A 23119-nucleotide genomic window follows, 5' to 3' on the forward strand; every position below is an offset into this window, starting at 1 on the left:
CGCCGGTTGGTCGACCGTGCGAAGGTGGACACGGATCTGCACTGCTACCTCGCGGAGGAAACGATGACTGGTTCGAACGGCAACGAAGACCTGAAGGCCAAGATGCGCGAGGCGCTGGACCGCAAGAACTCGAAGGAGAAGGGCGTCCACCAGGACGGCCCGACCCCGGAGAAGGCCCACGGGTCCGAGGTGGTCGGCGGAGCGCCGAAGATGCACCGACGCAAGGCCGGCGGCGGGGGCTCCTGAACGGTCTCGTGACATTACCCACGCGTAGCGACGGGTGCGCGATCGCGCTCTGACGGGCAGCATGTGCGCATGCAGTTCGGACGCAGCTACGAAGAGTTCGAGGTCGGCGCGACCTACAAGCACTGGCCCGGCAAGACGGTCACCGAGTACGACGACCACTTGTTCTGCCTGCTCACGATGAACCACCACCCGCTGCACCTCGACGTCAACTACGCGACGGAGACGACGCAGTTCGGCAAAAACGTCGTGGTCGGCAACTACGTCTACTCGATCCTGCTCGGGATGAGCGTGCCGGACATCTCCGGCAAGGCGATCGCCAACCTCGAGGTCGAGTCATTGCGTCACGTCGCTCCGACGTTCCACGGCGACACGATCTACGGCGAGACGACCGTCCTCGACAAGACCGAGTCGACGTCGAAGGACGACCGTGGCGTGGTCTACGTCGAGACCATCGGCTACAACCAGGACGGCAAGGTCGTGTGCATCTTCCGCCGCAAGGTGATGGTGCCGAAGAACAACTACCTCGAGGCCCGTGGCGGCGAGCAGCCCGGTCGCCCGGTGCCGCAGGCGGACAAGAACTGGAGCGGTCCTCAGGCCGACGCCTGATCTTGTTTGGCACGCCCTCCTAGGGGCACGGTGCTCGGGTGAGCAATCCGACCTTGGAGGCGGAGCCTCCCGCACACGAGCTCGACCGCGGCTTCTTCGGACAGCCTCGCCCGCTGGCGAACCTGTTCGGCGTGGAGATGTGGGAGCGGTTCAGCTTCTACGGCATGCAGGGCATCCTGCTGATCTACCTCTACTACTCGGCCGCCGAGGGCGGCCTCGGGATCGACAAGGCCACCGCCACCGGCATCGTCGGGGCGTACGGCGGGGCGGTCTACCTCGCGACGATCCTCGGGGCCTGGCTCGCCGACCGGGTGATCGGCGCCGAGCGGACGCTCTTCTACGCCGCGTCGATCGTGATGCTCGGCCACATCGCCCTGGCCGTCGTGCCCGACGTCGCCGGCGTCGCCATCGGTCTGCCGCTGATTGCCCTCGGCAGCGGTGGGGTGAAGGCCAACGCGACCTCCCTGGTCGGCTCGCTCTATGGCGAGAAGGACGAGCGGCGTGACGCCGGCTTCTCGCTCTTCTACATGGGCATCAACATCGGTGCGTTCATCGGGCCGCTGCTCACCGGCTGGCTCCAGGAGAACAAGGGCTTCCACTGGGGCTTCGGCATCGCCGCCGTCGGCATGTTCCTCGGCCTGGTGCAGTACACGATCGGCCGCAAGCGGCTGCCGGACGAGAGCCGCGTCGTCCCCAACCCGCTGGAGCCCTCCGAGCGGATCAGGTACGCCGGTGCGCTCGCCGCCTTCGTCGTCGCACTGGTGCTGCTGGTGGCGGTCGGCTGGATGGACGCCGGCAACCTGTCCGACTGGGTCATCGGCATCACCGTCGTCGCCGCGCTCGCCTACTTCCTGCTGATGCTCACGAGCTCGCAGGTCTCCGCGCTGGAGCGCAGCCGGGTGTGGTCGTTCGTCCCGATGTTCATCACCAATGCCGTCTTCTGGTCGCTCTACCAGCAGCAGTTCACGGTCGTGACGATCTACTCCGACGAGCGCGTCGACCGCGACTTCTTCGGGTGGACGATGCCGGTGTCGTGGGTGCAGTCGATCAACCCCGTCTTCATCATCGCCCTGGCTCCGGTCTTCGCCGCGGCGTGGACGCGGCTCGGCCCGCGCCAGCCGTCGACGCCGGTGAAGTTCGGCGTCGGCACCGTCTTGATGGGCGTCGCGTTCCTGCTGTTCCTGCCGATGCCGACCGGTGAGAACACGGTCAACCTCTGGGCGCTCGCCGGGGTGCTGCTGGTCTTCACGTTGGCCGAGCTGTTCATCTCACCGCCGGGACTGTCGCTGTCCACCAAGCTGGCTCCCGCGAAGTACCACACCCAGATGGTGGCTCTGTACTTCCTGTCCATCGCGCTGGGCACGGCGATGTCGGGCCGGCTGGCGGCGTACTACGACCCGGACGACGAGACCGGCTACTTCCTGATCATCGGCCTGGTCGCGATCGCGGTGGGCGTCGCGCTGCTGCTGTTGGTCAAGCCGATCAGGAAGCTGATGGCCGGCGTGCACTGACGACGGCGGCAACGGTCGGAGCGAACGCAGGGGCCAGCGGGATGATGCCGAGCACCAGGATCATCGGGACCGCGAAGCCGACCCGCAGGGAGTCCTGGCCGACGAGGCCGGTCATCACCGAGCCGAGCAGCGCCCCGACGTAGTTGAACTGGTTGAACCGCGCGATCACGGCGTCGACGCGGGCCTGTCGCACGGCCGGTTCGAAGGGGACGCCGTTCTCCGAGGCGCCGGCGATCCGGGCCGCGGCGGAGAAGCTGAGCGGAGCGACCACGGCGACTCCGGCGCCCAGGATCGCGAAGCCGACCACGGCGACCTGCCAGGTGGGGGAGAAGACGACCACGGCGAGCCCGCCCGCGCCGATCAGCGCACCGACCCGGAGGATGGGGACGGCGCCGAACCGGGCCACGAGCCGGTCGCCGGCGATCCGGACCGATCCGCTGGCGAGCAGGTAGGCGAGCGCCGAGAGCGCGACGTAGCGTCCGGGCGTGGTGAAGGTGTGGTCGAGGAAGAGCGGTCCCCAGGTCTGCACCCCGGTGTCGACCATGTAGAAGAGCACCATCGCGATGCCGACCAGGATGATCGGTCGCCAGGGGACGGCGACCTTGGTCGCGAGCTCCGTCGGGCCGTGGTCGCGGGGCAGGAACTGGCCGAACGAGACGATCAGCGGCGCCAGCCCGACGAGCGCGATCCACGCGACCGACACGTCGGCGGTCGCCAGGCCGATGACGGCACCCAGCACGCCGCCGAGGGTCCAGGCGCCGTGGAAGGACGGCAGGATCGGGCGGTTGTAGCGGTGCTCGAGAGCGACGGCCTGCATGTTCGTGCTCGCGTCGACGACGCCGAGGCCGACGCCGTACCCGGCGATGCCGATGACGTAGACGGTGAGGGACGGTGCCAGGCAGAGCAGGGGTACGGCGATCGCGATCAGGATCAGCCCGGAGCGCAGGAGCAGTGCGCTGTCGCGGCGCTTCGCGAGCGTCTCGGCGACCACCGAGCCGACACCCGCGAGCAGGATCATCATCAGCAGGATCAGCGACAGGGTGACGTCGGAGATGCCCCACTTGTCCTGGAAGTCGGGCAGCCGGGTGGTCAGGCTGAGCAGGATCATGCCCTGCGTCAGGAAGCCTGCGGCGACGGCCACGCGGGCACGCGAGAGGTCCATGGGCGGAATCGTGACACGGGGGCGCACCGTTGCGGGCCCGGGTCCTCCAAAAGTCGTGTCGGGGTCGCCGTCCTGCGGGAGCATTGCTCCTCTAGCGCGAAGCCCGCGCAGGGGAGGAACAGATGGCACGGACCGGTCAACAGCTGCGACAGCGGACGGCGAAGGCGATGGCCGCGCCCCGGAGCGCAGGATCGTCGCCGAACCGGACGGCGACGACGTCGAAGTCGGGTCTCGGCGACCGGTTGCGCTACCGCTTCGACAACAGCATGTCGCGCGGAACGCCCGCGCTGATCGCGTGGCTGTGCGTGACCACCGTGGTGCTGATCGTGGCGTTCACGATCATCGTCGCGATCTTCCGGCTCCGGCCGGACGGCGACCCGTCCAAGCCGTTCTTCCGCGACCTGATGCAGAACCTCTTCCACGCGCTCGACCCGGGCACGGTCGCCGGCGACGGCGGGGCCTCGTGGCAGTTCCTGCTGACGATGCTGGTGCTCACCATCGCCGGGCTGTTCATCGTCAGCGCGCTGATCGGTGTGATCGCCACCGGCATCGACGCCAAGCTCGCCGACCTGCGCCGCGGCCGCTCGCTCGTGCTGGAGAGCGACCACACCGTGATCCTCGGCTGGTCGGACTCGATCTTCACGATCGTGCGCGAGCTGACCATCGCCAACGAGAGCCGCCGCAAGCCCGTGATCGTCGTGCTCGCCGACCGCGACAAGGTCGAGATGGAGGAGGACCTCCGCGCCAAGGTCGACGACTTCCGCGGCACCCGGGTGATCTGCCGGTCGGGCTCGCCGATGGACATCGACGACCTCGCGCTGAGCAGCCACCCGACGGCGCGCTCGGTGATCCTGCTGGCGCCGGAGGGGTCGGAGGACCCCGACAGCGAGGTCATCAAGACCCTGCTGGCGCTGACCCACGCGGAACCCGACGGTCCCCAGATCGTCGCCGAGATCCGCAACCCCACCAACCTCGAGGCGGCCCGGCTCGTCGGTGCCAACCGCACCGTGCTGCTCGACATCCGCGAGACGGTCGCCAAGCTCGTCGTACAGACCTCGCGTCAGTCGGGCGCTGCGGCCGTCTACACGGAGCTCTTCGACTACGACGGCGACGAGATCTACTTCCTCGAGGAGCACTCGCTGGCGGGCAAGACGTACGCCGAGGCACAGCTCGCCTTCGAGAAGGCGAGCGTGATCGGGGTGATCTCCGCGGACGGCCCGAAGCTCAACCCGGTGCCCGGCACCGTGATCGGCGACCACACGCTGATCGTGGTGGCCGAGGACGACTCGACGCTGGGGGGCGACCCGGACGCCCTCGGCACGCCGGACCTCACCAGCCTGGGCACGGCCGCCGGTACCGACGAGCACCCGACGCAGGCGCTGGTGATCGGCTGGAACGAGCGCGCTCCGATCGTGCTGCGCGAGCTCGACCACTACGCACCGGCCGGCTCCAAGCTGACCGTGCTGACGTCGTTCGGTGTGCCCGCCGTCCCCGGCCTCGAGAACCTCGAGGTCACGATCGCGCCCGGCGCGACCACCGACCGGGCCACGCTCGAGAAGCACGTCGTCGACGGCCTCGACCAGGTGATCGTGCTCTGCTACTCCGACGACCTGCAGCCGCAGGCGGCCGACGCGCGCACGCTGGTCACGCTCCTGCACGTGCGTGACATCCTCGCGCGGCGCGAGTCGGCGACGCCGGTCGTCAGCGAGATGCTCGACGACCGCAACCGGGTGCTCGCCCAGGTCGCCCACGTCGACGACGTCGTCGTCAGTGGCGAGATCGTCAGCCTGCTGGTGACCCAGCTGTCCGAGGACCAGCGGCTCGAGGCCGTCTTCGGCCAGCTGCTCGGCAACGAGGGCAGCGAGATCTACCTGCGCCCCGCCGAGTGGTACGTCGAGCCCGGCGCAGCGGTCAGCTTCGCCACGATCGTCGCCGGCGCGAGTCGTCGCAACGAGACGGCGCTCGGCTACAAGTCGGAGGCGCTGGCGGCCGACGGAGCGTCGTTCGGCGTACGAGTCAACCCGGCGAAGTCGGAGACCTTCCAGGTGCTGCCCGGCGACCGGGTGGTCGTGCTCGCCGACGACTAGGTGTCGGCTGTTTGAATGTCGGGGTGAACGAGCTCTGGCTGGTCCGGCACGGCAAGACCGAGTGGAGCGTCGCGGGTCGGCACACGTCGACGACCGACCTCCCGCTGCTGGCGGAGGGTGAGGACGTCGCGCGCGCCCTGGCGTCTCGGCTCGCCGAGGTCGCCTTCGCGCAGGTCCTGACCAGCCCGCGGCTCCGCGCCCGGCGCACGGCAGAGCTCGCGGGCTTCCCCGACGCCGTCGTCGACGAGGACCTCGCCGAGTGGGCGTACGGCGACTACGAGGGCACCACCACCGAGGAGATCCGCGAGCGCGACCCGGGCTGGACGATCTGGACCCACCCGACGCCCGGGGGAGAGACCCCCGAGCAGGTCCGCACCCGGCTCGACCGGGTGGTCGCGCGGGTCCGCGCCACCGAGGGTGCGACGCTCGTCTTCGGCCACGGTCACGCGCTGCGCGCCCTCGCCGCGCGGTGGCTCGGCGTCGACGTCGATGCCGGCCGGTTCTTCCAGCTCGACACCGCCACCCTGTCCGTCCTCGCCTACGAGCGCGAGGCGCCCGTCCTCCGGAACTGGAACTCCTGACGTGTCCGACTACCCGCGGCTGCTCCACACCGCCATCGACACCACCGACTGCCGCGGCCTCGCGGAGTTCTACCGCTCGCTGCTGGGTCTGTCCTACCGGCCGGGTGACGAGCCCCCTGATGACGGCTCGGTCGACGATGCCGACTGGCTGGTCCTCGTCGACGGCGACGGCAACCGTCAGCTCGCCTTCCAGCAGGTCGACTCGCTGACCCCTACGACCTGGCCGTCCCACGACGTACCCATGCAGCTGCACATCGACTTCACGGTCACCTCGGCCGAGGAGCTGGAGCGGCATCGATCCCGCGCAGAAGCGCTCGGCGCCCGGGTGCTGCTCGATCGCGCCGACGACGAGGACGAGCCGCTCTACGTCCTGGCGGACCCCGCCGGGCACCCGTTCTGCATCTTCGTGGCCTGAGTCAGCAGAACGTCGTCAGCAGAGCATCGACGGCGGCTCGGGCTGTTGTCCCCGAGGCGGAACCCAGGAACGGCTCGCTCGATCCGAGGCAGCCAAGGTCTGCGAGCGTGGTCGCACGCCAGTAGTGATCCGGGTCGGCGACCGTGAGCTCAGCGACGTCCGAGGACCCTGGGTCCGCACCTCTCGGCTGGCAGGCGACCGAGAACGTGCCGGGTGCGACCGAGAAGATGCGGGTCTCCGGTGTCTTCGGCAGTGGGTCGCCTCCTCCGAAACCGTCCGGGCTGGACACCGTCAGGTAGGCCTCGGACGGCATCGTGCTCGAGACGGTCAGCCGAACCCCGGGAGCCGTGGCGGTCACCGTGTCGTCCGAGACTGAGATGCCGCTCGGGGCGCAGGACACCGTCACGATCGATGGCGCATCGTCGGCGTTGGCGACCGAGCCGTCTCCGGACAACGCGAGAATCAGGACGACGGCTGCAGTTCCCACGCCCGCGACCAGGGTGACAACGCCTCCCACCGTCCGAGATCTCATGGCGTGATTATGGCCCCGCCGGCGGCGGGGTGTGGGGCGTCAGGTTCTTCGGTAGGTGATGCCGTGGGGGCTGAGCCAGTCGAAGGTCCGGTGGCCGGTGCGTTGGTAGGTCCAGCCGCCGTGGGTCTTCAACCGGTGGTGGCCTCGGCAGAGCGGGACCAGGTTGACGCTGTCGGTGGGGCCGAGCGGCCATTCGACGGTGTGGTCGAGGTCGCAGCGCCTCGATGGTCGTTCGCACCGTGGGAAGACGCAGGTGGGGTGGGTCTGGATCACCTGCTCCCGCAACCTCTCGGTGGGTTGATACCTGTCGGTGTGCAGGTGCTCGTTGAGGTCCAGCACCGGTCGGATCGTGACCCGGGTGTGCTCCTGCTGGCACCACTCGCCGAGCTGCTCGACGGTGATCCAGGACCCCGTGTTGTCGACCCGGACCAGTCCGTCGGTGCTCGAGGTGTCGTGGTGGGTGTGGATCACCAGCTCCCGGGCGATCCCGTCGCCGAGGTGTCCCAGCGCCATGGACCGGCGGACGTCCAGGGACAGGTGCGGGTGGTGTCCGAGGAGGTCGTGGGCCTTCGCGGCGACCTGGGCTTCGAAGGCCAATGCGTCGGCGAGGTCGGTGGTGGCTTCGATGTAGACGAGCCCGTCGGTGGTGACGTCACCGAGCCGGATGTCGACGTGGCGGTGCTCTGCCTGTTCGGCGCGGCGTGCTTCGGCTTCGTCGGGGTCGTAGAGGTCGCGGGCGTGGTCGTCGGCCCGGTCGATCTGGGCGTAGGAGCATCGGTGGGCCACGGGGGCGACGTGTTGGTCGACGAACCCGGCGGCATCCTCGGGGAGCCCGATGGTGCGGGTCGCGATCTGGCGGGCTTTCCAGACCGGCACCTCGCCCCGCATGACCCGCGACCAGAGGCGCGGGAGTCGGTAGCGGGTCTCGACGGCGTCGCCGAGGTACCGCTTCCCGGCATCGGTCGACATGCCCAGCGCGAGGGCGAGCTCGGCGACGCAGAACTCAGCGACCAACGGTGCGCCGGGGCCGGCGATCGCGAGCTCGTCCTCGGTCCCGTCGACCATCGCGGCGTGCACCACGGACTCGGCGGGGTGCATGACCGCCCACTCGACCGCGAGGCGGAACTTCTCGATGGATGCGGTGGACTCGATCTGGTGTTGCTCGCGGACAGCGTCGAGCACCCCGGCCGGGGAGTCGAGGTCTGCTGTCGTGGTCATGGTTCAACCCAAGCACTGACCACCGACAGTCAGGTGCTCAGAACCCAGTGTTTGACCGGGATGTGGACACTTTTGCGAAATTGTTTTCGGTCATTCTCGCTGCTTGGGTGCGGGGGTTTCGAGACGGTCGCTGCGCGACCTCCTCAACCACCGGAAAGCCGGGAAGCAACCTCAACCCGAAGCCGCCGTACCCCGTAAAGGCCATGTCGGTCTGCCACCACAGACCGCCCGCAGCCTGCGGGGGTCTCGACAAGCTCGACCACCGGCGAACCTTGACGGACGGAGCAGCGTTCTCCACCGTTGTCGCATGTCGCTCGCGGCAAGCTGTGTGCGCTGCTCGGCGCCGGTGCTGGAGGAGGCCGGCGGGCACTGGTCGTGCCCGGACCACGGCGTCACTGGGGCGTTGTGGCGGGCCGAGGAGGCGTCGTACGACGCGTTCGTGGAGCACCTGGGGCGGGCGAGCGCGTTCCCGAGCTACGTGCCGTGGCCGATGAGCCCGGGGTGGAGCGTGACGGACTTCGCGGCGGTCGGCGACCGACCGGGTCGCGTCACGGCGACGCTGACCTGCACCTCCGGCACCAGCGAGCTCGACGGCCCGGTCGACGTGCTCGTCGTGGCGGAGGAGGCCGGTGTCGGGCTGGGGGCGCGCTGCGCGGGCACCCGGTACGTCGACCCCGGGGCCGAGATCGCCGACCGGCCGCCGACCGCGCGGGTGCGGATCGGCAGCCAGGGCGTGAACCTCTGGGACGTGTCGACGAGCCTCTCGGACGGCGAGTTCGATCGCTCGGTTTTGGCCGGTGAGGCCTCCGGTCGGTGGCTCTGGATCGTGCTGCGGCCGGCGTCGGCGCTGCTGCTGCTCCGCGACGACTGGATCCTGCGCGACATCTCCGACGCGGGACCGCAGCTGGTCGAGCTGCCCTTCGGCGGACACCGCCCCGGCTGGTGACATCCGCGCCGCCTAGGCTGCACGGGTGCGCATCGACCTCCACACGCACTCCCGCGCCAGCGACGGGACCGACACCCCGGCCGGGTTGGTGCGGGCGGCCGTCGCCGCGGGCCTGGACGTCGTGGCGATCACCGACCACGACACCGCCGCAGGCTGGGCGGAGGCGCGCGCCGAGGCCGAGCAGCAGCCGATCACCCTGGTGACCGGCATGGAGATCAGCACGCTCCACCAGCACCGCAGCGTCCACCTGCTCGCCTACGCGCCGGACCCGACGTACCCACCGCTCGCCGCCGAGCTGCAGAAGGTGCTGGACGGTCGCGAGTCACGCGTCCCCGCGATGCTCGACCGGCTGCGGGGGATGGGCGTCGAGATCACCGCGGACGACGTGAGCGAGGCGTCCCACGGCGCCGCGGCCACCGGTCGCCCGCACGTCGCCGACGCCCTGGTCACGCTCGGCCACGTCGGTGACCGCACGGAGGCCTTCGACCGCTACCTCGGCGCCGGCCGGCCGGCGTACGTCAACCGCTACGCCGTGCCGCTCGAGCTCGCCGTACGCCTGGTCGGCGAGGCCGGCGGTGTCTCCGTGATCGCCCACCCGTGGGGTCGCGGGGGACTGGGTCGCCCCGACGAGGCGACCCTCGCCGCCCTCCAGGCGATCGGTCTCTCCGGCATCGAGGTCGACCACCAGGACCACGACGCCGCCACGCGCGACCGGCTACGGGCGATCGCGCGCAACCTCGACCTCGTCGCGACCGGGTCGAGCGACTACCACGGGGCCGGCAAGACCGATCACGACCTCGGCTGCAACACCACGGCGCCGGAGGAGTACGAGCGGCTCATTTCCGCCCCATCGACTGGAAGCGCTGCAGCACCCCGTTAGGGACGACGCGGGCCGCCGCGACGATCGCCTTGTACTGCGCCCCCGGGACCGAGTACACCTTGCCCTTGGCGTGGTCCTTGAGTGCCTGCGCCACGAGCTCGTCGGCGTCGAGCCACATGAAGCTCGCGGCCGAGTCGCGGCCGACGTCCATCCGGGCGTGGAACTCGGTCTTCGTGAACCCCGGGCACAGGCAGGTGACGGTGACGCCCTGGGGGCGGTACTCGGTGGCGGCCCACTCCGAGAAGCTGTTGACCCACGACTTCGCCGCGCTGTAGCTGCCCCGCGGCAGGAAGGACGCCACGCTCGAGACGTTGATGATGCCGCCGCTGCCGCGTTCCGCCATCGGGCCGAGCGCCGCGTGCGACAGCCGCATCACGGCGGTCACCAGCACGTCGAGCATCGCCTGCTCCTCGTCGACGGAGTTGTCGAGGAAGCGCTTCTTGAGGCCGAAGCCGGCGTTGTTGACCAGGAGGTCGACCGGCCGGTCGCGGTCCGCGAGCCGGGCCTCGACGACGGCCAGCTGCTCGCGGTCGACGAGGTCGGCGGGCAGGACCTCCACCGTCACGCCGTACGACGTCCGCAGCTCGGCGGCCTCGGACTCCAACCGGACCTGGTCGCGGGCCACCAGGACCAGGTCGTGGCCGCTCTCGGCGAGCTGGTGGGCGAAGGACCGGCCGATGCCGGCGGTGGGGCCGGTGACGAGTGCTGTCGACATGAGCGCAAGTGAAACAGGTGCCTGCACGATCTGCGCAGGGGTGTCCGGCATGATGGACCACGATGACCACCACACTCGCGATCGCCAACCAGAAGGGCGGGGTCGCCAAGACGACCACGGTCGCCTCGGTCGGCGCTGCGCTCGCGGAGCTCGGCCACTCCGTGCTGCTGGTCGACCTCGACCCCCAGGCGTGCCTGACCTTCTCCCTCGGCATCGACCCCGAGGACCTCGAGCTGTCGGTCCACCACGTGCTGACCAAGGGTCTCGACCCGACCGAGGTCATCCTCGAGACCGACGACGGCGTCCACCTGATGCCGGCCACGATCGAGCTCGCCCGTGCCGAGGCCGACCTGCTCACCCGCACCGGGCGCGAGCACGTCATCAAGACCATGATCGAGGCGCTCGAGGAGGACGGCAGCGACTACGACTGGGTTCTGCTCGACTGCCCGCCGTCGCTCGGCGTGCTCACCGTCGCCGCCCTCACCGCTGCGGACGGCGTCCTCATCCCGCTGCAGTGCGAGACCCTCTCCCACCGCGGTGTCGGTCAGCTGCTCGACACCGTCCACGACGTACGCCGCTTCACCAACCGCAAGCTCGAGGTGTGGGGCGTGCTGCCGACGCTCTACGACGGCCGCACCAACCACTCCCGCACGGTGCTGGAGACGATCTCCGAGACCTACGACCTCGAGGTCGTCGAGCCGCCGATCCCGAAGACGATCAAGTTCGCCGAGGCCCCGGCCGCCGGCCGCTCGATTCTCGCGACGAGCCGCAGCAGCAAGGGCGCGCAGGCCTACCGTGAGGTGGCCGCCAACCTGGTCACCCGGTCGCAGCGGCCCAAGCAGCGGAAGAAGAAGGGCAAGTGAGCGCGCACCGCGGGGCTCCGGTGCGGCCGCGCTACGGCCGGCTCGGCGCGCTCGGTGCGTCCCTCGCGGTCACCGTGATCGCGGTCCTCGGTGGCGCCGGCGCGCTGCCGACCGCCTCCGGAGGGGCGGTCGACCACGAGGCGCCGTCCAGCGCCGCGATCGGCGCCGCCGCCGACGACACGACCGTCACCTCGGACAGCAAGGCGACCTCCGAGCTGACGTCGGGCACGTCGTCGGCGGACCGCACCGAGGCCGAGAGCGACCCGAAGCTCGACACCACGCTGCCCGCCGACTCCGGCACCGGCAAGCGGATCGTCTTCAGCCAGAGCCGGCAGCGGGTGTGGCTGGTCACCGGCGGCAAGCACGTGCAGCGCACCTACCTCGCGTCCGGCAGCCTCACCGACAACCTCGACCCCGGCACCTACTCGGTCTACTCGAGGTCGGAGCAGGCCTACGGGATCGACGACTCCGGCACGATGAAGTACTTCGTGCGTTTCACCCAGGGCGACACCGGCGCGGCCATCGGCTTCCACGACATCCCGATCGACGACGGACACCTCGTGCAGACCAGAGCACAGCTGGGCACGCCCCAGTCGCACGGCTGCATCCGGCAGTTCCGCCCGGACGCCATCGCGCTCTGGAACTTCGCGCCTCTCGGCACCACGGTCGTCGTCACCGCCTGACGGCGGCCGACGACGACCTAGCTACCGACTACTCGGCGGCGGTGGCCTTCGGCGCCTCGCCGGCGCCGCCGGAACGACGACGACGGTTGCGGCTGCGGTTGCGGCTCCCGGCGGGCTTGGACTCGCCGTCGGCGGCCGGAGCGGACCCGGCCGGTGCGCCCTGACCGGTGCTCTCGCCCGAGCGGGTGCGGGTGCGCGACCGGTTGCGGTCGCGGCTGCCCGACGAGCGCTCGCCACCCCGGTCGCTGCCGCGGTCGCTGCCCCGGTCGCCACGGTCCTCGCGGGGCTTGCGCTCCACGGGGGCGGCGTCGACGATCCGACCCTTGGTCCCGGGGGCGATGCCCTGGTCGTGGTAGAGGTGCTCCGAGGTGGAGTAGGTCTCCTGCGGCTCGTCGAACGGCAGGTCGAGGGTCTTGTTGATCATCTTCCAGCGGGCCACGTCGGGCCAGTCGACGAAGGTGATCGCGATGCCCGAGGCGCCGGCGCGGCCGGTGCGGCCGATCCGGTGGACGTAGGTCTTGTCGTCCTCGGGGCAGGTGTAGTTGATGACGTGCGAGACACCGGCGACGTCGATGCCGCGCGCGGCGACGTCGGTCGCGACCAGGACCCGGATCTTGTCCTCGCGGAACTTCGCGAGGGCCTTCTCCCGGGCGACCTGAGCCATGTCGCCGTGCAGCGGGCTGGTGCTGAAACCGCGCTCCGCCAGGTCGTCGGCCACCCGCTGCGCCTGACGCTTGGTGCGGGTGAAGACGATGATCTTGCCGGCGTCCTCGGCCTGCAGGACGCGGCCGATGATCTCGGGCTTGTCGAGGTCGTGGGCCAGGTAGATGAACTGCGCGGTCGCCGGCACGGTGGCGTTCTCGTACGACGACTCGGCGCGGATGTTCATCGGGTGGCGCATGTGGGTGCGGGCGAGCGAGACGATCGCGGCCGGCATCGTGGCCGAGAACAGCATCGTCTGCCGGGTCTCGGGCGTCATCGACAGCAGTCGCTCGACGTCGGGCAGGAAGCCCAGGTCGAGCATCTCGTCGGCCTCGTCGAGGACGAGCGCGTGCACGTGGGACAGGTCCAGCGCGCGGCGGTTGGCCAGGTCGATCAGTCGGCCCGGGGTGCCGACGACGATGTCGACGCCGGACTCCAGCGCGTCGAGCTGGGTGTCGTAGCCGACGCCGCCGTAGACCGTGAGGACCCGGAGGCCGAGGTCCTTGCTGGCGAGGTGGAGGTCGTTGGAGACCTGGAGCGCGAGCTCGCGGGTCGGAGCGACGATCAGCGCCTGCGGCTTGCCCTGCGGCAGGTCGGCGTACGCCGGGTCGGTCATCGTGACGCTGCGCTGCAGCACCGGGATGCCGAACGCGAGCGTCTTGCCGGTGCCGGTGCGGGCCTGACCGATCAGGTCGGTGCCCAGCAGCGCGACGGAGAGGGTCATCTCCTGGATGGCGAAGGGGGTGGTGATGCCGGCGCGCTCGAGCGCGTCGCAGATCTCGGGCAGAACGCCGAGCTCTCGGAACGTGGTCGTCAGTGTCTTCTGCTTTCGTGAGTCAGCCGGGTCTCAACCGAGTGAACGTCGGATGCGGCGGACTCAGGAAGGTCTGCCGCGCACATGCGGCGAGGTCGCGAACGCAACCTCTGTCCCCTCCACTGTATCTGTAGGGTGCGCACGTGCCCCCATCGACGCCGGACGACACCCCGGTCGCCTTCCAGGATCCGGAGTACCGGGAGGCGGTCGTCGACCTGCTCGGTGCGATCGCCTACGGCGAGATCTCCGCCTTCGAGCGCCTCGCCGAGGACTCCAAGCTCGCGCCGACACTCGAGGACAAGGTCGCGATCGCGACCATGGCGACGGCAGAGTTCGGTCACGTCGCTCCGCTGCGCACCCGGCTCGCGGACCTCGGCGCCGACCCCTTCGAGGCGATGGCGCCGTTCGTGGCCGCGATCGACCGGTTCCACGAGCACACGGCTCCCGCGGACTGGTACGAAGGCCTGATCAAGGCCTACGTCGGGGACGGTATGGCCAACGACTTCTACCGCGAGATCGCGGCGTACCTCGACGCGGACACCCGGGACCTCATCGTCGCGTCCCTCGAGGACGGCGGGCACTCCGCGTTCGTCATCGACCGGGTCCGTACGGCGATCGCCGCCGACCCCCGCCTCGGCGGCCGGCTCGCCCTGTGGGGACGGCGGCTGATGGGGGAGGCGCTGACCCAGGCGCAGCGCGTCGCGGCCGACCGCGACGCCCTGTCGGCGTTGCTCGCCGGCGGTGTCGACCGTCCCGGTCTCGACCTGGCCGCGATCGGCCGGATGTTCACCCGGATCACCGAGCGGCACACCGAGCGGATGGCCGAGCTCGGCCTCGACAGCTGACTTCGGTGGTCGAGTAGCGAGCGCCAGCGAGCGTGCCGAGACTTAGACGCGCTTGCGGCCGGTGGCACCGGCCGCGAAGCCGACCAGGAGCGCGGCGACGGCGATCTGCCACGCGTGCCGCCACCAGTCGACGCCGAACGTGTAGGGGTTGAAGAACAGCCCGTACAGGAAGTTGCCGATCATGCCGCCGGCGATGCCGCAGATGATCGTCAACCACAGCGGGACGTGGTCACTGTCGCCCGGCGCGACCAGCTTGCCGAGGAGACCGATCACGGTCCCGCCAATGAGGGCCCACAGCAGGGCGGAGATCATGGTTAGTGGTCACCACCAGACGTCCGTCGGTCGGCCCGCACCTCGGGCACGCACCTCGCGGCGTTGCCGTCGCTCGCGGGACGACTCAGTACGGCTTCGCTCCGGCGCCTTGCGATGCACGCACCCGAAGCACGGGCCGCGTCCAACGAACGTCCGGCGGCAACCACTAGCCGCGGAACCCGACCTGGCCGGCCACGCCGTGCCCGATCTCGACGTACGCGAGCTTGGCGGCCGGGACGATGACCCGGCGGCCCTTGGCGTCGGTCAGGGCGAGCACGCCCTCGCCCGAGACCGCGTCGGCCACGAGCTTCTCGATGGCCTCCGTGCTGTCCTCGACCTCGACGGTGAGCTCACGGGCTGCGTTCTGGACGCCGATCTTGACCTCCACGAGGTCCTCCTTCTGCTGGGGTGGTGCAGGTGCAATCAGTGGTCGTCGGTGAGGGGGTAGCCGCGGATGCCCCGCCAGGCCAGCCCCGCCACCAGGGCAGCGGCGTCGCTCTTGGTGATGCCGCCGGTCTCCGTGAGCCAGAACCGGGCGCTGACCTGCGCCATTCCCACCAGTGAGACCGCGAGCAGCCGCGAGGCGTCGATCGGCAGGCCGGTGTCGTCCTGGATGACGTGGGCGATCATCGCCGCGCACTCGGTGGTGACCCGGTCGACGTGCTCGCGCACGGCGGGCTCGTTGGTCAGGTCGGACTCGAAGACGAGGCGGAACGCGCCGGTGTCGCTGGCGACGTACTCGAAGAAGACGTCCATCGTCGCCGCGACGCGCATCTTGTTGTCGTGGGTCGACTCCAGCGCGACACGGGTGTTGTCGATGATCGTGTCGCAGGAGGCGTCGAGCAGCGCGAGGTAGAGGTCGAGCTTGCCGGGGAAGTGCTGGTAGAGCACCGGCTTGGACACACCCGCACGCTCGGCGATGTCGTCCATCGCGGCCGCGTGGTAGCCCTGGGCGACGAAGACCTCGAGCGCGGACTCCATCAGCTGCGCTCGACGCTCGCGTCGCGGCATCCGGGCGCCGCGGGGGCGCGCGGTCGGGGTGTCGTACTGCTCTGCCGTCACGCGGCGAAGACTACCGGGCGGTTACTCGCGTCCGGATGACGGGACGCGGTGCGGCGCGACGGGCTCGTCCGGGGAACATGGCAGGAGCCGAGGTTGTTCGACCTGACGTCCAACCAGACTGAGGAGTGTGTCGTGTCCTATCCCGCGCTCGTGGAGCCCGCTGACGAGCTGACCATCGACGAGGTACGCCGCTACAGCCGGCACCTGATCATCCCCGACGTCGGGATGACGGGCCAGAAGCGCCTCAAGAACGCCAAGGTGCTGGTCATCGGCGCCGGCGGTCTCGGCAGCCCGGCCCTGCTCTACCTGGCCGCCGCCGGCGTGCACACGCTCGGCATCGCGGAGTTCGACGAGGTCGACGAGTCGAACCTGCAGCGCCAGATCATCCACGGCCAGTCCGACATCGGGAAGTCGAAGGCGATCTCCGCCAAGGAGTCGATCGCCGAGACCAACCCCTACGTCAACGTCATCGTCCACGAGGTCCGCCTCGACAACGACAACGTGATGGACATCTTCAAGGGCTACGACCTGATCGTCGACGGCACCGACAACTTCGCGACCCGCTACATGGTCAACGACGCGGCGTACTTCCTGGGGATCCCGTACGTCTGGGGCTCGATCTACCGCTTCGACGGCCAGGCCTCGGTCTTCGCGCCGTCGATGTCGGACGACGCCCCGTGCTACCGCTGCCTCTACCCCGAGCCGCCGCCGCCGGGAATGGTCCCGAGCTGCGCCGAGGGCGGCGTGCTCGGCGTGCTCTGCGCGTCCATCGGCTCGATCCAGGTCAACGAGGCGATCAAGCTGCTGACCGGCATCGGTGAGCCACTGATCGGCAAGCTGATGATCTACGACGCCCTGGAGATGGAGTACCGCAAGCTGAAGGTCCGCAAGGACCCCAACTGCGCGCTCTGCGGCGAGAACCCGACCGTCACCGGCCTGATCGACTACGAGGCCTTCTGCGGCGCGATCTCCGACGAGGCGGCCGACGCGGCCGCCGGTTCGACGATCTCGGTCACGACCCTCGAGCACATGCTCAAAGAGCGTTCCGAGGGCACCCGTGACTTCGTGCTGATCGACGTCCGCGAGCCCAACGAGTACGAGATCAACAAGATCCCCGGCTCGGTGCTGATCCCCAAGGGCGACTTCCTCAACGGCTCCGCCCTCGAGAAGCTGCCCTCGGACAAGCAGATCGTCATGCACTGCAAGTCCGGCGTCCGGTCCGCCGAGACGCTCGCCATCGTGAAGGGTGCCGGCTACGCCGACGCCGTCCACGTCGGTGGCGGCGTGGTCGCCTGGGTCAACCAGATCGACCCCTCGCAGCCGACGTACTGAGCTGCCTTCGTCCCCCGAGCGTGCTCGGGGGACGAAGACGCAGCAGCCAGATCGAGTAGCCCCGCGGCTGAGGAACGAAGCCGCGACGGGCGTATCGAGATCTCGACCAGTGGTCTCGATACGCTCGCTGGCGCTCGCTACTCGACCAACGAGGCCCCCTGCCCTGGCCCGAAGTGACTACTTCTCCGTAACCCGGATGGGCTAGTGGTCGTTGTCACTTCCGTCCGTGCAACTGAGGCCGGCAACCGGCCGGCTCGCACCCAGGGAGGGTCTCCACCCATGCGTCTCAGCCCCACGTCCCGCCGCCTCGCCGGCGCCACCGCCGTCCTCGCGACCGGCATCCTGACCGTAGCGTTCGCGACCGCAGCACCTGCCACCGCCGGCCCCACCTGGGCGCCCGCCGACTCGGCTGCGATCCACCCCGGCACGATGATGTACACCGAGGGTGCGCAGTGCACCGCAAACTTCGTCTACACCGACGCCAGCAGCAACGTGTACGTCGGCTACGCCGCCCACTGCGCCGGCACCGGCTCGTCGACCGACACCGACGGCTGCCAGACCACCTCGCTGCCGCTCGGCACCAAGGTGACCTTCAACGACGGCGGCAGCCTGGTCGACGAGGGCACCCAGGTCGGCTCCGGCACGCTCGTCTACTCGTCCTGGTTGACCGAGAAGCAGCTCGGCACGACCGACGCCAACACCTGCGCCTACAACGACCTCGCCCTGGTGAAGGTCGACGCCGCGGACGCCGGCAAGGTCAACCCGTCGGTCCCGTTCTGGGGTGGTCCGACCGGCATCGACACCGACGGCACCGCCGCCGGCGACCGCGTCTACACCTACGGCAACTCCAGCCTGCGCGCCGGCATCTCGGCGCTCTCGCCGCACACCGGCATCAGCCTGGGCGACCAGGCCGCCGACGGTGGCTGGTCGCACCCGCTCTACACCGTGTCGCCCGGCATCCCCGGTGACTCGGGCTCGGGCTTCCTGAGCGCCGACGGCAAGGCGATCGGCGTGCTCTCCACGCTCGGCCTGGCGCCGCTGCCGCTGTCCAACAACATCGGCGACCTCGCCAAGGAGCTCGCCTTCGCGCAGCAGCACTCCGGCATCTCCGGTCTGACGCTGGTCAACGGCACCGAGCCGTTCTCGCCGATCCTCTGATCACCAGGTCCAGCACCAGCTGAGCCAGGTCGTGCCCGGCAACCTCCCCGCGACATCGGGGTAGGTTGCCGGGCATGACCGCTCGGCGAGCCAGCACCCTGGCCGTGGCGACGGCCTCGGCGGCCGTGCTGCTCGCGGCCCTGCTGGTGACCTGGGCCGCCTCGATCGGCCCCAACGAGGTCTTCCACGGCACGGGCCCGGTGCCCGAGACCGCCGCGCCCACCGCCCAGCCGACCGACCCCCCGGCGGAACCGCGGCCGGACACCGACCTCACGTTGCCCCGGCGAGACGGAGACTCGTTCTCGCTGCTGTGGCTGATGGCCGTGGTCCTCAACGTCGCGACCGCGGTGCTCGCCCTGTACCTGCTCTACCGTCTCGGGCGCTGGGCACTCCGGCTGCGTCTGGAGCGGCGCCGACTCCGGGCGCAGCAGGCCGCCCTTGCGCAGGCCGGTGAGTTCGAGGTCCTTGAACCGATCGTGGCGCTCGCGCGCGAGATGACCGCCGACGCGCAGGCGCAGCGCGAGGCCCTCGCCAGCGGGAGCCCGCGCAACGCGGTCGTCGCGTGCTGGCACCGCTTCGAGACCCAGGCGGCGGACGCCGGGATCGAACGGCGGGCCTGGGAGACGTCGTCGGAGTACATGATCCGGGTGCTCGACCTGGCCGACGCCGACCCGCACGCCGTCGCCACCCTCGGCACCCTCTACCGCGAGGCCCGCTTCTCCCAGCACGAGCTGACCGAGACCGACCGCGCCGTGGCCGTCGAGGCCCTCGACGCCATCCACGCGACGATCGGGGTCCGCGCGTGAGGAACCACTGGGTGCTCCGGCTCGTCGGCGCCGTGGTCGCGTTCGTCGGTCTCTACGTGCCGCTCGCCCTGCTCGGCTCCGACCCCGACGCGATCCGGCTCGCCCTGCTGATCGGGACCTGCGTGGCCCTGCTCGGGCTGATGTACGACGCCCTCGGCGGCGGTGAGCCGTCGTGGGAGGTCCAGGTCGACCGGCCCTCGGCGCGCGAGACCGGTGACCCGCGGCTGGTGCGCAACGTCGCCCTGCTCGAGTCGCACCGGTCGGCGCGGCTGCCCGACCACGCGCTGCGCGACCGGCTCGTCGTGCTGACCGACGAGGTGCTGCGCCAGCGCTACGGTCTTCGTCGCGACGACCCGGCTGTCGCCGAGATGCTCGGCCCGGAGCTGGCCGGTGTGCTCACCGGGCCGGCCCGGCGGCTGGAGCCGGCCGAGATCGAACGCTGTCTGACCAGGATCGAGGAGCTGTGAGCGAGATGAACGAGCGAGCGATGTCGGTGGGGGACGCCGCGGACCTGGCCGGCCGGGTGGTCGCCGAGGTCGAGAAGGCCGTCGTCGGCAAGCGCGACGCGCTGATGCAGGTCCTGGCCGCGATCCTCGCCCAGGGCCACGTGCTCATCGAGGACTACCCGGGGCTCGGCAAGACCTTGGCGGCGCGCTCGTTCGCGCGGGCGCTCGGCCTCGACTTCCGGCGCGCGCAGTTCACCCCGGACCTGCTGCCCGCGGACCTGACCGGCTCCTTCATCTACGACCAGCGCGAGTCGCGCTTCGAGTTCCGGCCCGGCCCGATCTTCGCCGGCCTGCTGCTCGCCGACGAGATCAACCGGACGCCGCCCAAGACCCAGGCGGCGCTGCTCGAGGCGATGCAGGAGCGCCAGGTCACCGTCGAGGGCGAGACGTTCCCGCTGCCGGCGCCGTTCCACGTCCTCGCGACCGCCAACCCGATCGAGTACGAAGGCACCTTCCCGCTCCCCGAGGCGCAGCTCGACCGCTTCCTGCTGCGGGTGAGCTTCGGCTACCCGTCGCCCGGTGAGGAGTACGACGTCCTCGCGCGGCGGATCGCGCGGCGTCAGGAGGAGGTCGACCTGGTGGCGGTCACCGACAGCGACGGCCTGCTCGCGATGCAGCAGGCGGTCGAGACCGTGACGGTGGACGAGAGCGTCGGTCGCTACTGCGTCGACCTCGCCACCGCCACCCGGACCCACGCCGACGTCCTGACCGGCGCCTCGCCCCGCGGGTCGCTCGGCCTGGTGCTCGCGGCACGCGCATTCGCCCTGATGCGGCACCGCGACTACGTGATCCCCGAGGACGTGAAGGCGGTCGCCCGCTCGGTGCTGTCCCACCGGGTCACCGTCCGGCCCGAGCTCTGGATGACCGACGCCAGCGGACGCGGCATCGTCGACGCCGTCCTCGCCAAGGTCCCGACGCCGGCGACGCTCGACCGTCGATGAGCAGCCAGCCGTCGTCGGCGCTCCCGGAGGCGCACTGGCGCCCGACGGGCGCGCTGTCGCGGGCGCTGGTGATCGCCGCGATCGCGGTGGCCGTTGCCCTGCTGGCGGGGGACCCGTCGCTGGTCGTGGTCGCGGTGCCGTTCGTGCTGCTCTCGACCCTGGGCCTCGTGCACCGGCCGTCGGGGACGCCCCGGCTGGTGTCGCAGGTCGACCACCAGTCGCTGCACGAAGGCCAGGGCACGACGTCGCGGCTCACGGTCGAGGGCGCCGAGGACGCGGAGTGGCTCACCCGGGCGTCCGGCCAGCCGCCGTACGTCGTGATGCGACCGTCGTCAGGCTACGTCGGCGCGCTGCTGCCCGGACCGGTCCCCGACATCGAGGTGAGCCCGCGCCGCTGGGGCCGCCGGATGCTCGGCGAGGAGAAGGTCGCGCTGTTCACGCCGTGGGGCGGCTACCGGTTCGGTCCGGTGCAGCTCGGCGGTCAGCTGGTGCGCGTGCTGCCGCAGACCGCGCCGTACGACTCCCGCGCGGAGGCGCCGCAACCGCTCGGCCTGGTCGGCGCGCACCGGTCCCGGCGCGGCGGCAGCGGCACCGAGCTCGCGGGGATCCTGCCGTTCGCGCCCGGGGACCGGCTGCGCCGGATCAACTGGCGGGTGTCGCTGCGCACCGACACGCTCCACGTCGTCAGCACCCGCGCCGAGGAGGACACGGGCGTGCTGATCGTCGTCGACGCGCTCGCCGACCACGGTGCCTCGGACGGCATCGACGGGTCCGCCAGCAGCCTGGACCTCGCCGTCCGCGCCGGCGCCGCGATCGCCGAGCACCACATCCGCGCCGGCGACCGGATGGCGCTGCGCGTCATCGGCCGCGGGGGCGAGCAGGTGGGGTACGGCGCCGGCCGCCGCCACCTGCGCCGGCTCCAGAGCACGCTCGCCAGCGTGCGTCCCGGCGAGATCCGTGACGCCGACGACGGCGTCCTGCAGCTCCGGGTCACCGGCGGCACGGTCGTCATCGTCCTCACGCCGATGCTCGCCGAGTCGGTCGGCACCGTCGCCGCGACCCTCACCCGTCGCGGGGTCCCGACGATCGTCGTCGACACCCTGCCCGCCGACGCCCGGCCGGGGGTGCCGAACGGCACCGACCTGCTGCTGGCCGGCCTGGCCTGGCGGATGCGTCTCGTCGAGCGCGCCACGGTGCTCGGCCGGCTCGCCGGCCTCGGCTGCCCGGTCGTGCCGTGGCGTGGACCCGGCACCGTCGACGACGTCCTGCGGCGGCTGTCCCGGCGCGCCCAGCTGCCGCGGGTGGTCTCGCGATGACCCGCCGACTGGGCGACCTCTCGACGAGCCAGATCGTGCTGCGCGCCCTGATCATCGTGGGTCCGGTCGTGGCCGTGCTCGCGACCGGTCCGGCCGGGCACTGGCCACCGTGGTGGATGGTCGCTGCCGTGCTCGCGCTGGCGTCGGGCTTCGCCGCGCTGCCGGAGTCCCCGGTCGGCGTCGTCACGTTCCTGGTCGTGCTGGCCTGGTGGCTGCTGGCGCTCGACGACGGTCTGCACACGTCCGTGCTGGTGGTCGCGGCCGCGCTCGTGGTCACCCACATCGCCGCGCAGCTCGCGTCCTACGGACCGGCCGCGATGCCGGTCGACGCCGCCCTCACCCGGGTCTGGGTGCAGCGCGGCATCGTGGTGCTGCTCGCCGTCCCGGTGGTGTGGGGGCTCGCCCGGTTGCTCCGCGGTGACCCCGACCAGCCCGGCATCTGGGTCATCGGCGTGGCCGCCACCCTGGCCGCGACGGTCGCCGCCGGGATCGTGCTGACGACCGGTCCCGCCCCGGTCGAGAGGAGGTGAGCGTCGTGGCCATGGACGTGGAGGAGTACGTCGAGCGCGTGCTGCAGTGCGTCGAGTCGGTGCCGCGCGGCCGCGTCACGACGTACGGCGCGATCGCCGAGGTGGTCGGTGCGGTGATGGGTGGCGGCGGACCGCGCCAGGTCGGGTCGATCATGGCGTCGCACGGGGGAGCGGTGACCTGGTGGCGGGTCGTGCGTGCCGACGGGTCGCTGCCGCCGAGCCACCAGGGCGAGGCGCGGCAGGCCTACCTCGAGGAGGGCACCCCGCTGCGCCCGAGCGGCAACGTCGACATCAAGAAGGCCTTCTGGCGACCGCCCGACATCTCCGGGCGGGTTGTGTCGGCGACCTGA

General features: G+C 70.8%; 27 protein-coding genes. 19 read left to right on the plus strand and 8 right to left on the minus strand.

Features of this window, described 5'->3' with window-relative positions; all coding sequences use genetic code 11:
- The first annotated feature begins 63 nt into the window (after positions 1–63).
- The 3 genes from ABLE68_RS14940 (at position 64) to ABLE68_RS14950 (ending at position 2363) form a co-directional block, all read left to right on the plus strand.
- Positions 64–246, plus strand: coding sequence for a DUF5302 domain-containing protein (locus tag ABLE68_RS14940; protein ID WP_348872394.1), 183 nt, complete (start codon positions 64–66; stop codon positions 244–246).
- Positions 247–315: 69 nt separating this feature from the next.
- Complete coding sequence (locus tag ABLE68_RS14945; RefSeq protein WP_348872395.1) at positions 316–852, plus strand: MaoC family dehydratase; 537 nt, start codon at positions 316–318, stop codon at positions 850–852.
- Positions 853–890: 38 nt separating this feature from the next.
- Positions 891–2363, plus strand: a complete 1473-nt coding sequence (locus tag ABLE68_RS14950; protein ID WP_348872396.1) for a peptide MFS transporter — start codon at positions 891–893, stop codon at positions 2361–2363.
- Here ABLE68_RS14950 and ABLE68_RS14955 read toward each other — a convergent pair.
- Entirely contained in the window at positions 2335–3609 is a 1275-nt protein-coding gene (locus ABLE68_RS14955; RefSeq protein WP_425475636.1) for an MFS transporter, read from the minus strand. The two genes, ABLE68_RS14950 and ABLE68_RS14955, sit on opposite strands and share 29 nt — an antisense overlap.
- 38 nt (positions 3610–3647) lie before the next feature.
- On the opposite strand from ABLE68_RS14955, the gene ABLE68_RS14960 reads away from it, so the two are divergent.
- From ABLE68_RS14960 to ABLE68_RS14970, 3 genes are read left to right on the plus strand one after another with little or no spacing between them, the layout of a single operon-like run.
- The gene (locus tag ABLE68_RS14960) at positions 3648–5612 is read left to right on the plus strand and encodes a CASTOR/POLLUX-related putative ion channel (protein ID WP_348872400.1); all 1965 of its coding nucleotides are present in this window, start codon (positions 3648–3650) and stop codon (positions 5610–5612) included.
- 23 nt (positions 5613–5635) lie between these two features.
- The gene (locus ABLE68_RS14965; protein WP_348872401.1) at positions 5636–6193 is read left to right on the plus strand and encodes a histidine phosphatase family protein; all 558 of its coding nucleotides are present in this window, start codon (positions 5636–5638) and stop codon (positions 6191–6193) included.
- Position 6194: 1 nt separating this feature from the next.
- On the plus strand, positions 6195–6608 hold the full coding sequence (locus tag ABLE68_RS14970) for a VOC family protein (protein WP_348872402.1): 414 nt from the start codon (positions 6195–6197) through the stop codon (positions 6606–6608).
- 1 nt (position 6609) lies between these two features.
- On the opposite strand, the gene ABLE68_RS14975 is transcribed toward ABLE68_RS14970, so the two are convergent.
- Entirely contained in the window at positions 6610–7140 is a 531-nt protein-coding gene (locus tag ABLE68_RS14975) for a hypothetical protein (protein WP_348872403.1), read from the minus strand.
- Between the two features lie 39 nt (positions 7141–7179).
- Positions 7180–8358 carry an HNH endonuclease signature motif containing protein gene (locus ABLE68_RS14980; RefSeq protein ID WP_348872404.1) on the minus strand — a complete coding sequence of 393 codons (1179 nt, stop codon included), beginning with the start codon at positions 8356–8358 and terminating at the stop codon, positions 7180–7182.
- 307 nt (positions 8359–8665) lie between these two features.
- Here ABLE68_RS14980 and ABLE68_RS14985 point away from each other — a divergent pair, with 307 nt between their 5' ends.
- Both ABLE68_RS14985 and ABLE68_RS14990 read left to right on the plus strand, forming a co-directional pair.
- Positions 8666–9304 (plus strand): DUF6758 family protein, encoded by a 639-nt coding sequence (locus ABLE68_RS14985; RefSeq protein ID WP_348872405.1) that lies wholly within the window; start codon positions 8666–8668, stop codon positions 9302–9304.
- A gap of 25 nt (positions 9305–9329) precedes the next feature.
- Positions 9330–10184 carry a PHP domain-containing protein gene (locus ABLE68_RS14990; protein ID WP_348872406.1) on the plus strand — a complete coding sequence of 285 codons (855 nt, stop codon included), beginning with the start codon at positions 9330–9332 and terminating at the stop codon, positions 10182–10184.
- Here the strand turns inward: ABLE68_RS14990 and ABLE68_RS14995 are convergent.
- On the minus strand, positions 10141–10899 hold the full coding sequence (locus tag ABLE68_RS14995) for an SDR family NAD(P)-dependent oxidoreductase (RefSeq protein ID WP_348872408.1): 759 nt from the start codon (positions 10897–10899) through the stop codon (positions 10141–10143). The genes ABLE68_RS14990 and ABLE68_RS14995 overlap by 44 nt on opposite strands.
- A 62-nt stretch (positions 10900–10961) precedes the next feature.
- Between ABLE68_RS14995 and ABLE68_RS15000 the strand changes: the two genes are divergently transcribed.
- Both ABLE68_RS15000 and ABLE68_RS15005 read left to right on the plus strand, forming a co-directional pair.
- Positions 10962–11762 (plus strand): ParA family protein, encoded by an 801-nt coding sequence (locus tag ABLE68_RS15000; RefSeq protein WP_348872409.1) that lies wholly within the window; start codon positions 10962–10964, stop codon positions 11760–11762.
- On the plus strand, positions 11759–12445 hold the full coding sequence (locus ABLE68_RS15005; RefSeq protein WP_348872410.1) for a L,D-transpeptidase: 687 nt from the start codon (positions 11759–11761) through the stop codon (positions 12443–12445). The genes ABLE68_RS15000 and ABLE68_RS15005 overlap by 4 nt, the downstream gene beginning before the upstream one ends.
- Positions 12446–12473: 28 nt before the next feature.
- Here the strand turns inward: ABLE68_RS15005 and ABLE68_RS15010 are convergent, their stop codons facing one another.
- Positions 12474–13871 (minus strand): DEAD/DEAH box helicase, encoded by a 1398-nt coding sequence (locus tag ABLE68_RS15010; RefSeq protein ID WP_348872411.1) that lies wholly within the window; start codon positions 13869–13871, stop codon positions 12474–12476.
- Positions 13872–14104: 233 nt separating this feature from the next.
- On the opposite strand from ABLE68_RS15010, the gene ABLE68_RS15015 reads away from it, so the two are divergent.
- On the plus strand, positions 14105–14806 hold the full coding sequence (locus ABLE68_RS15015; RefSeq protein ID WP_348872413.1) for a ferritin-like fold-containing protein: 702 nt from the start codon (positions 14105–14107) through the stop codon (positions 14804–14806).
- A gap of 42 nt (positions 14807–14848) precedes the next feature.
- On the opposite strand, the gene ABLE68_RS15020 is transcribed toward ABLE68_RS15015, so the two are convergent.
- The 3 genes from ABLE68_RS15020 to ABLE68_RS15030 all read right to left on the minus strand — a co-directional run bounded on the left by ABLE68_RS15020 (position 14849) and on the right by ABLE68_RS15030 (position 16129).
- Positions 14849–15118: a GlsB/YeaQ/YmgE family stress response membrane protein gene (locus ABLE68_RS15020; RefSeq protein ID WP_348872416.1), complete on the minus strand. Its 270-nt coding sequence runs from the start codon at positions 15116–15118 to the stop codon at positions 14849–14851.
- Between the two features lie 166 nt (positions 15119–15284).
- Complete coding sequence (locus ABLE68_RS15025; RefSeq protein WP_348872417.1) at positions 15285–15506, minus strand: DUF3107 domain-containing protein; 222 nt, start codon at positions 15504–15506, stop codon at positions 15285–15287.
- A 35-nt stretch (positions 15507–15541) separates the two neighbouring features.
- Positions 15542–16129, minus strand: coding sequence for a TetR/AcrR family transcriptional regulator (locus tag ABLE68_RS15030; protein ID WP_348873285.1), 588 nt, complete (start codon positions 16127–16129; stop codon positions 15542–15544).
- A 183-nt stretch (positions 16130–16312) separates the two neighbouring features.
- Here ABLE68_RS15030 and moeZ point away from each other — a divergent pair, with 183 nt between their 5' ends.
- The 8 genes from moeZ (at position 16313) to ABLE68_RS15070 (ending at position 23119) form a co-directional block, all read left to right on the plus strand.
- Complete coding sequence (moeZ, locus tag ABLE68_RS15035; protein WP_348872419.1) at positions 16313–17512, plus strand: adenylyltransferase/sulfurtransferase MoeZ; 1200 nt, start codon at positions 16313–16315, stop codon at positions 17510–17512.
- 279 nt (positions 17513–17791) lie between these two features.
- Positions 17792–18670 carry a S1 family serine peptidase gene (locus tag ABLE68_RS15040; protein ID WP_348872422.1) on the plus strand — a complete coding sequence of 293 codons (879 nt, stop codon included), beginning with the start codon at positions 17792–17794 and terminating at the stop codon, positions 18668–18670.
- Positions 18671–18744: 74 nt separating this feature from the next.
- Positions 18745–19476 (plus strand): DUF4129 domain-containing protein, encoded by a 732-nt coding sequence (locus ABLE68_RS15045; RefSeq protein WP_348872423.1) that lies wholly within the window; start codon positions 18745–18747, stop codon positions 19474–19476.
- Positions 19473–19943 carry a hypothetical protein gene (locus ABLE68_RS15050; protein WP_348872425.1) on the plus strand — a complete coding sequence of 157 codons (471 nt, stop codon included), beginning with the start codon at positions 19473–19475 and terminating at the stop codon, positions 19941–19943. The genes ABLE68_RS15045 and ABLE68_RS15050 overlap by 4 nt, the downstream gene beginning before the upstream one ends.
- A 5-nt stretch (positions 19944–19948) precedes the next feature.
- The gene (locus ABLE68_RS15055; RefSeq protein ID WP_348873286.1) at positions 19949–20923 is read left to right on the plus strand and encodes an AAA family ATPase; all 975 of its coding nucleotides are present in this window, start codon (positions 19949–19951) and stop codon (positions 20921–20923) included.
- Positions 20920–22239 (plus strand): DUF58 domain-containing protein, encoded by a 1320-nt coding sequence (locus ABLE68_RS15060; protein WP_348872427.1) that lies wholly within the window; start codon positions 20920–20922, stop codon positions 22237–22239. The genes ABLE68_RS15055 and ABLE68_RS15060 overlap by 4 nt, the downstream gene beginning before the upstream one ends.
- Complete coding sequence (locus ABLE68_RS15065) at positions 22236–22769, plus strand: hypothetical protein (protein WP_348872428.1); 534 nt, start codon at positions 22236–22238, stop codon at positions 22767–22769. Before ABLE68_RS15060 ends, ABLE68_RS15065 begins: the two co-directional genes overlap by 4 nt.
- An 11-nt stretch (positions 22770–22780) precedes the next feature.
- The gene (locus ABLE68_RS15070) at positions 22781–23119 is read left to right on the plus strand and encodes an MGMT family protein (protein ID WP_348873287.1); all 339 of its coding nucleotides are present in this window, start codon (positions 22781–22783) and stop codon (positions 23117–23119) included.

This window comes from Nocardioides pollutisoli (genome assembly GCF_040045055.1).
In the GTDB taxonomy this organism is placed as follows: Bacteria; Actinomycetota; Actinomycetes; order Propionibacteriales; family Nocardioidaceae; genus Nocardioides; species Nocardioides tweenelious.

Excerpts from the sequence above, each read along its gene's own strand:
- ABLE68_RS15065 (WP_348872428.1), top strand. The coding sequence starts at position 22,236 with ATGACCCGCCGACTGGGCGACCTCTCGACGAGCCAGATCGTGCTGCGC.
- ABLE68_RS15060 (WP_348872427.1), top strand. The coding sequence starts at position 20,920 with ATGAGCAGCCAGCCGTCGTCGGCGCTCCCGGAGGCGCACTGGCGCCCG.
- ABLE68_RS14975 (WP_348872403.1), bottom strand. The coding sequence starts at position 7,140 with ATGAGATCTCGGACGGTGGGAGGCGTTGTCACCCTGGTCGCGGGCGTG.
- ABLE68_RS14945 (WP_348872395.1), top strand. The coding sequence starts at position 316 with ATGCAGTTCGGACGCAGCTACGAAGAGTTCGAGGTCGGCGCGACCTAC.
- ABLE68_RS15070 (WP_348873287.1), top strand. The coding sequence starts at position 22,781 with ATGGACGTGGAGGAGTACGTCGAGCGCGTGCTGCAGTGCGTCGAGTCG.
- ABLE68_RS15045 (WP_348872423.1), top strand. The coding sequence starts at position 18,745 with ATGACCGCTCGGCGAGCCAGCACCCTGGCCGTGGCGACGGCCTCGGCG.
- ABLE68_RS15020 (WP_348872416.1), bottom strand. The coding sequence starts at position 15,118 with ATGATCTCCGCCCTGCTGTGGGCCCTCATTGGCGGGACCGTGATCGGT.
- ABLE68_RS14985 (WP_348872405.1), top strand. The coding sequence starts at position 8,666 with ATGTCGCTCGCGGCAAGCTGTGTGCGCTGCTCGGCGCCGGTGCTGGAG.
- ABLE68_RS15030 (WP_348873285.1), bottom strand. The coding sequence starts at position 16,129 with ATGCCGCGACGCGAGCGTCGAGCGCAGCTGATGGAGTCCGCGCTCGAG.
- ABLE68_RS15010 (WP_348872411.1), bottom strand. The coding sequence starts at position 13,871 with ATGACCCTCTCCGTCGCGCTGCTGGGCACCGACCTGATCGGTCAGGCC.
- ABLE68_RS14955 (WP_425475636.1), bottom strand. The coding sequence starts at position 3,609 with ATGCTCCCGCAGGACGGCGACCCCGACACGACTTTTGGAGGACCCGGG.
- ABLE68_RS15055 (WP_348873286.1), top strand. The coding sequence starts at position 19,949 with ATGAACGAGCGAGCGATGTCGGTGGGGGACGCCGCGGACCTGGCCGGC.
- ABLE68_RS14980 (WP_348872404.1), bottom strand. The coding sequence starts at position 8,358 with ATGACCACGACAGCAGACCTCGACTCCCCGGCCGGGGTGCTCGACGCT.
- ABLE68_RS14995 (WP_348872408.1), bottom strand. The coding sequence starts at position 10,899 with ATGTCGACAGCACTCGTCACCGGCCCCACCGCCGGCATCGGCCGGTCC.
- ABLE68_RS14940 (WP_348872394.1), top strand. The coding sequence starts at position 64 with ATGACTGGTTCGAACGGCAACGAAGACCTGAAGGCCAAGATGCGCGAG.
- ABLE68_RS14960 (WP_348872400.1), top strand. The coding sequence starts at position 3,648 with ATGGCACGGACCGGTCAACAGCTGCGACAGCGGACGGCGAAGGCGATG.
- ABLE68_RS15040 (WP_348872422.1), top strand. The coding sequence starts at position 17,792 with ATGCGTCTCAGCCCCACGTCCCGCCGCCTCGCCGGCGCCACCGCCGTC.
- ABLE68_RS15000 (WP_348872409.1), top strand. The coding sequence starts at position 10,962 with ATGACCACCACACTCGCGATCGCCAACCAGAAGGGCGGGGTCGCCAAG.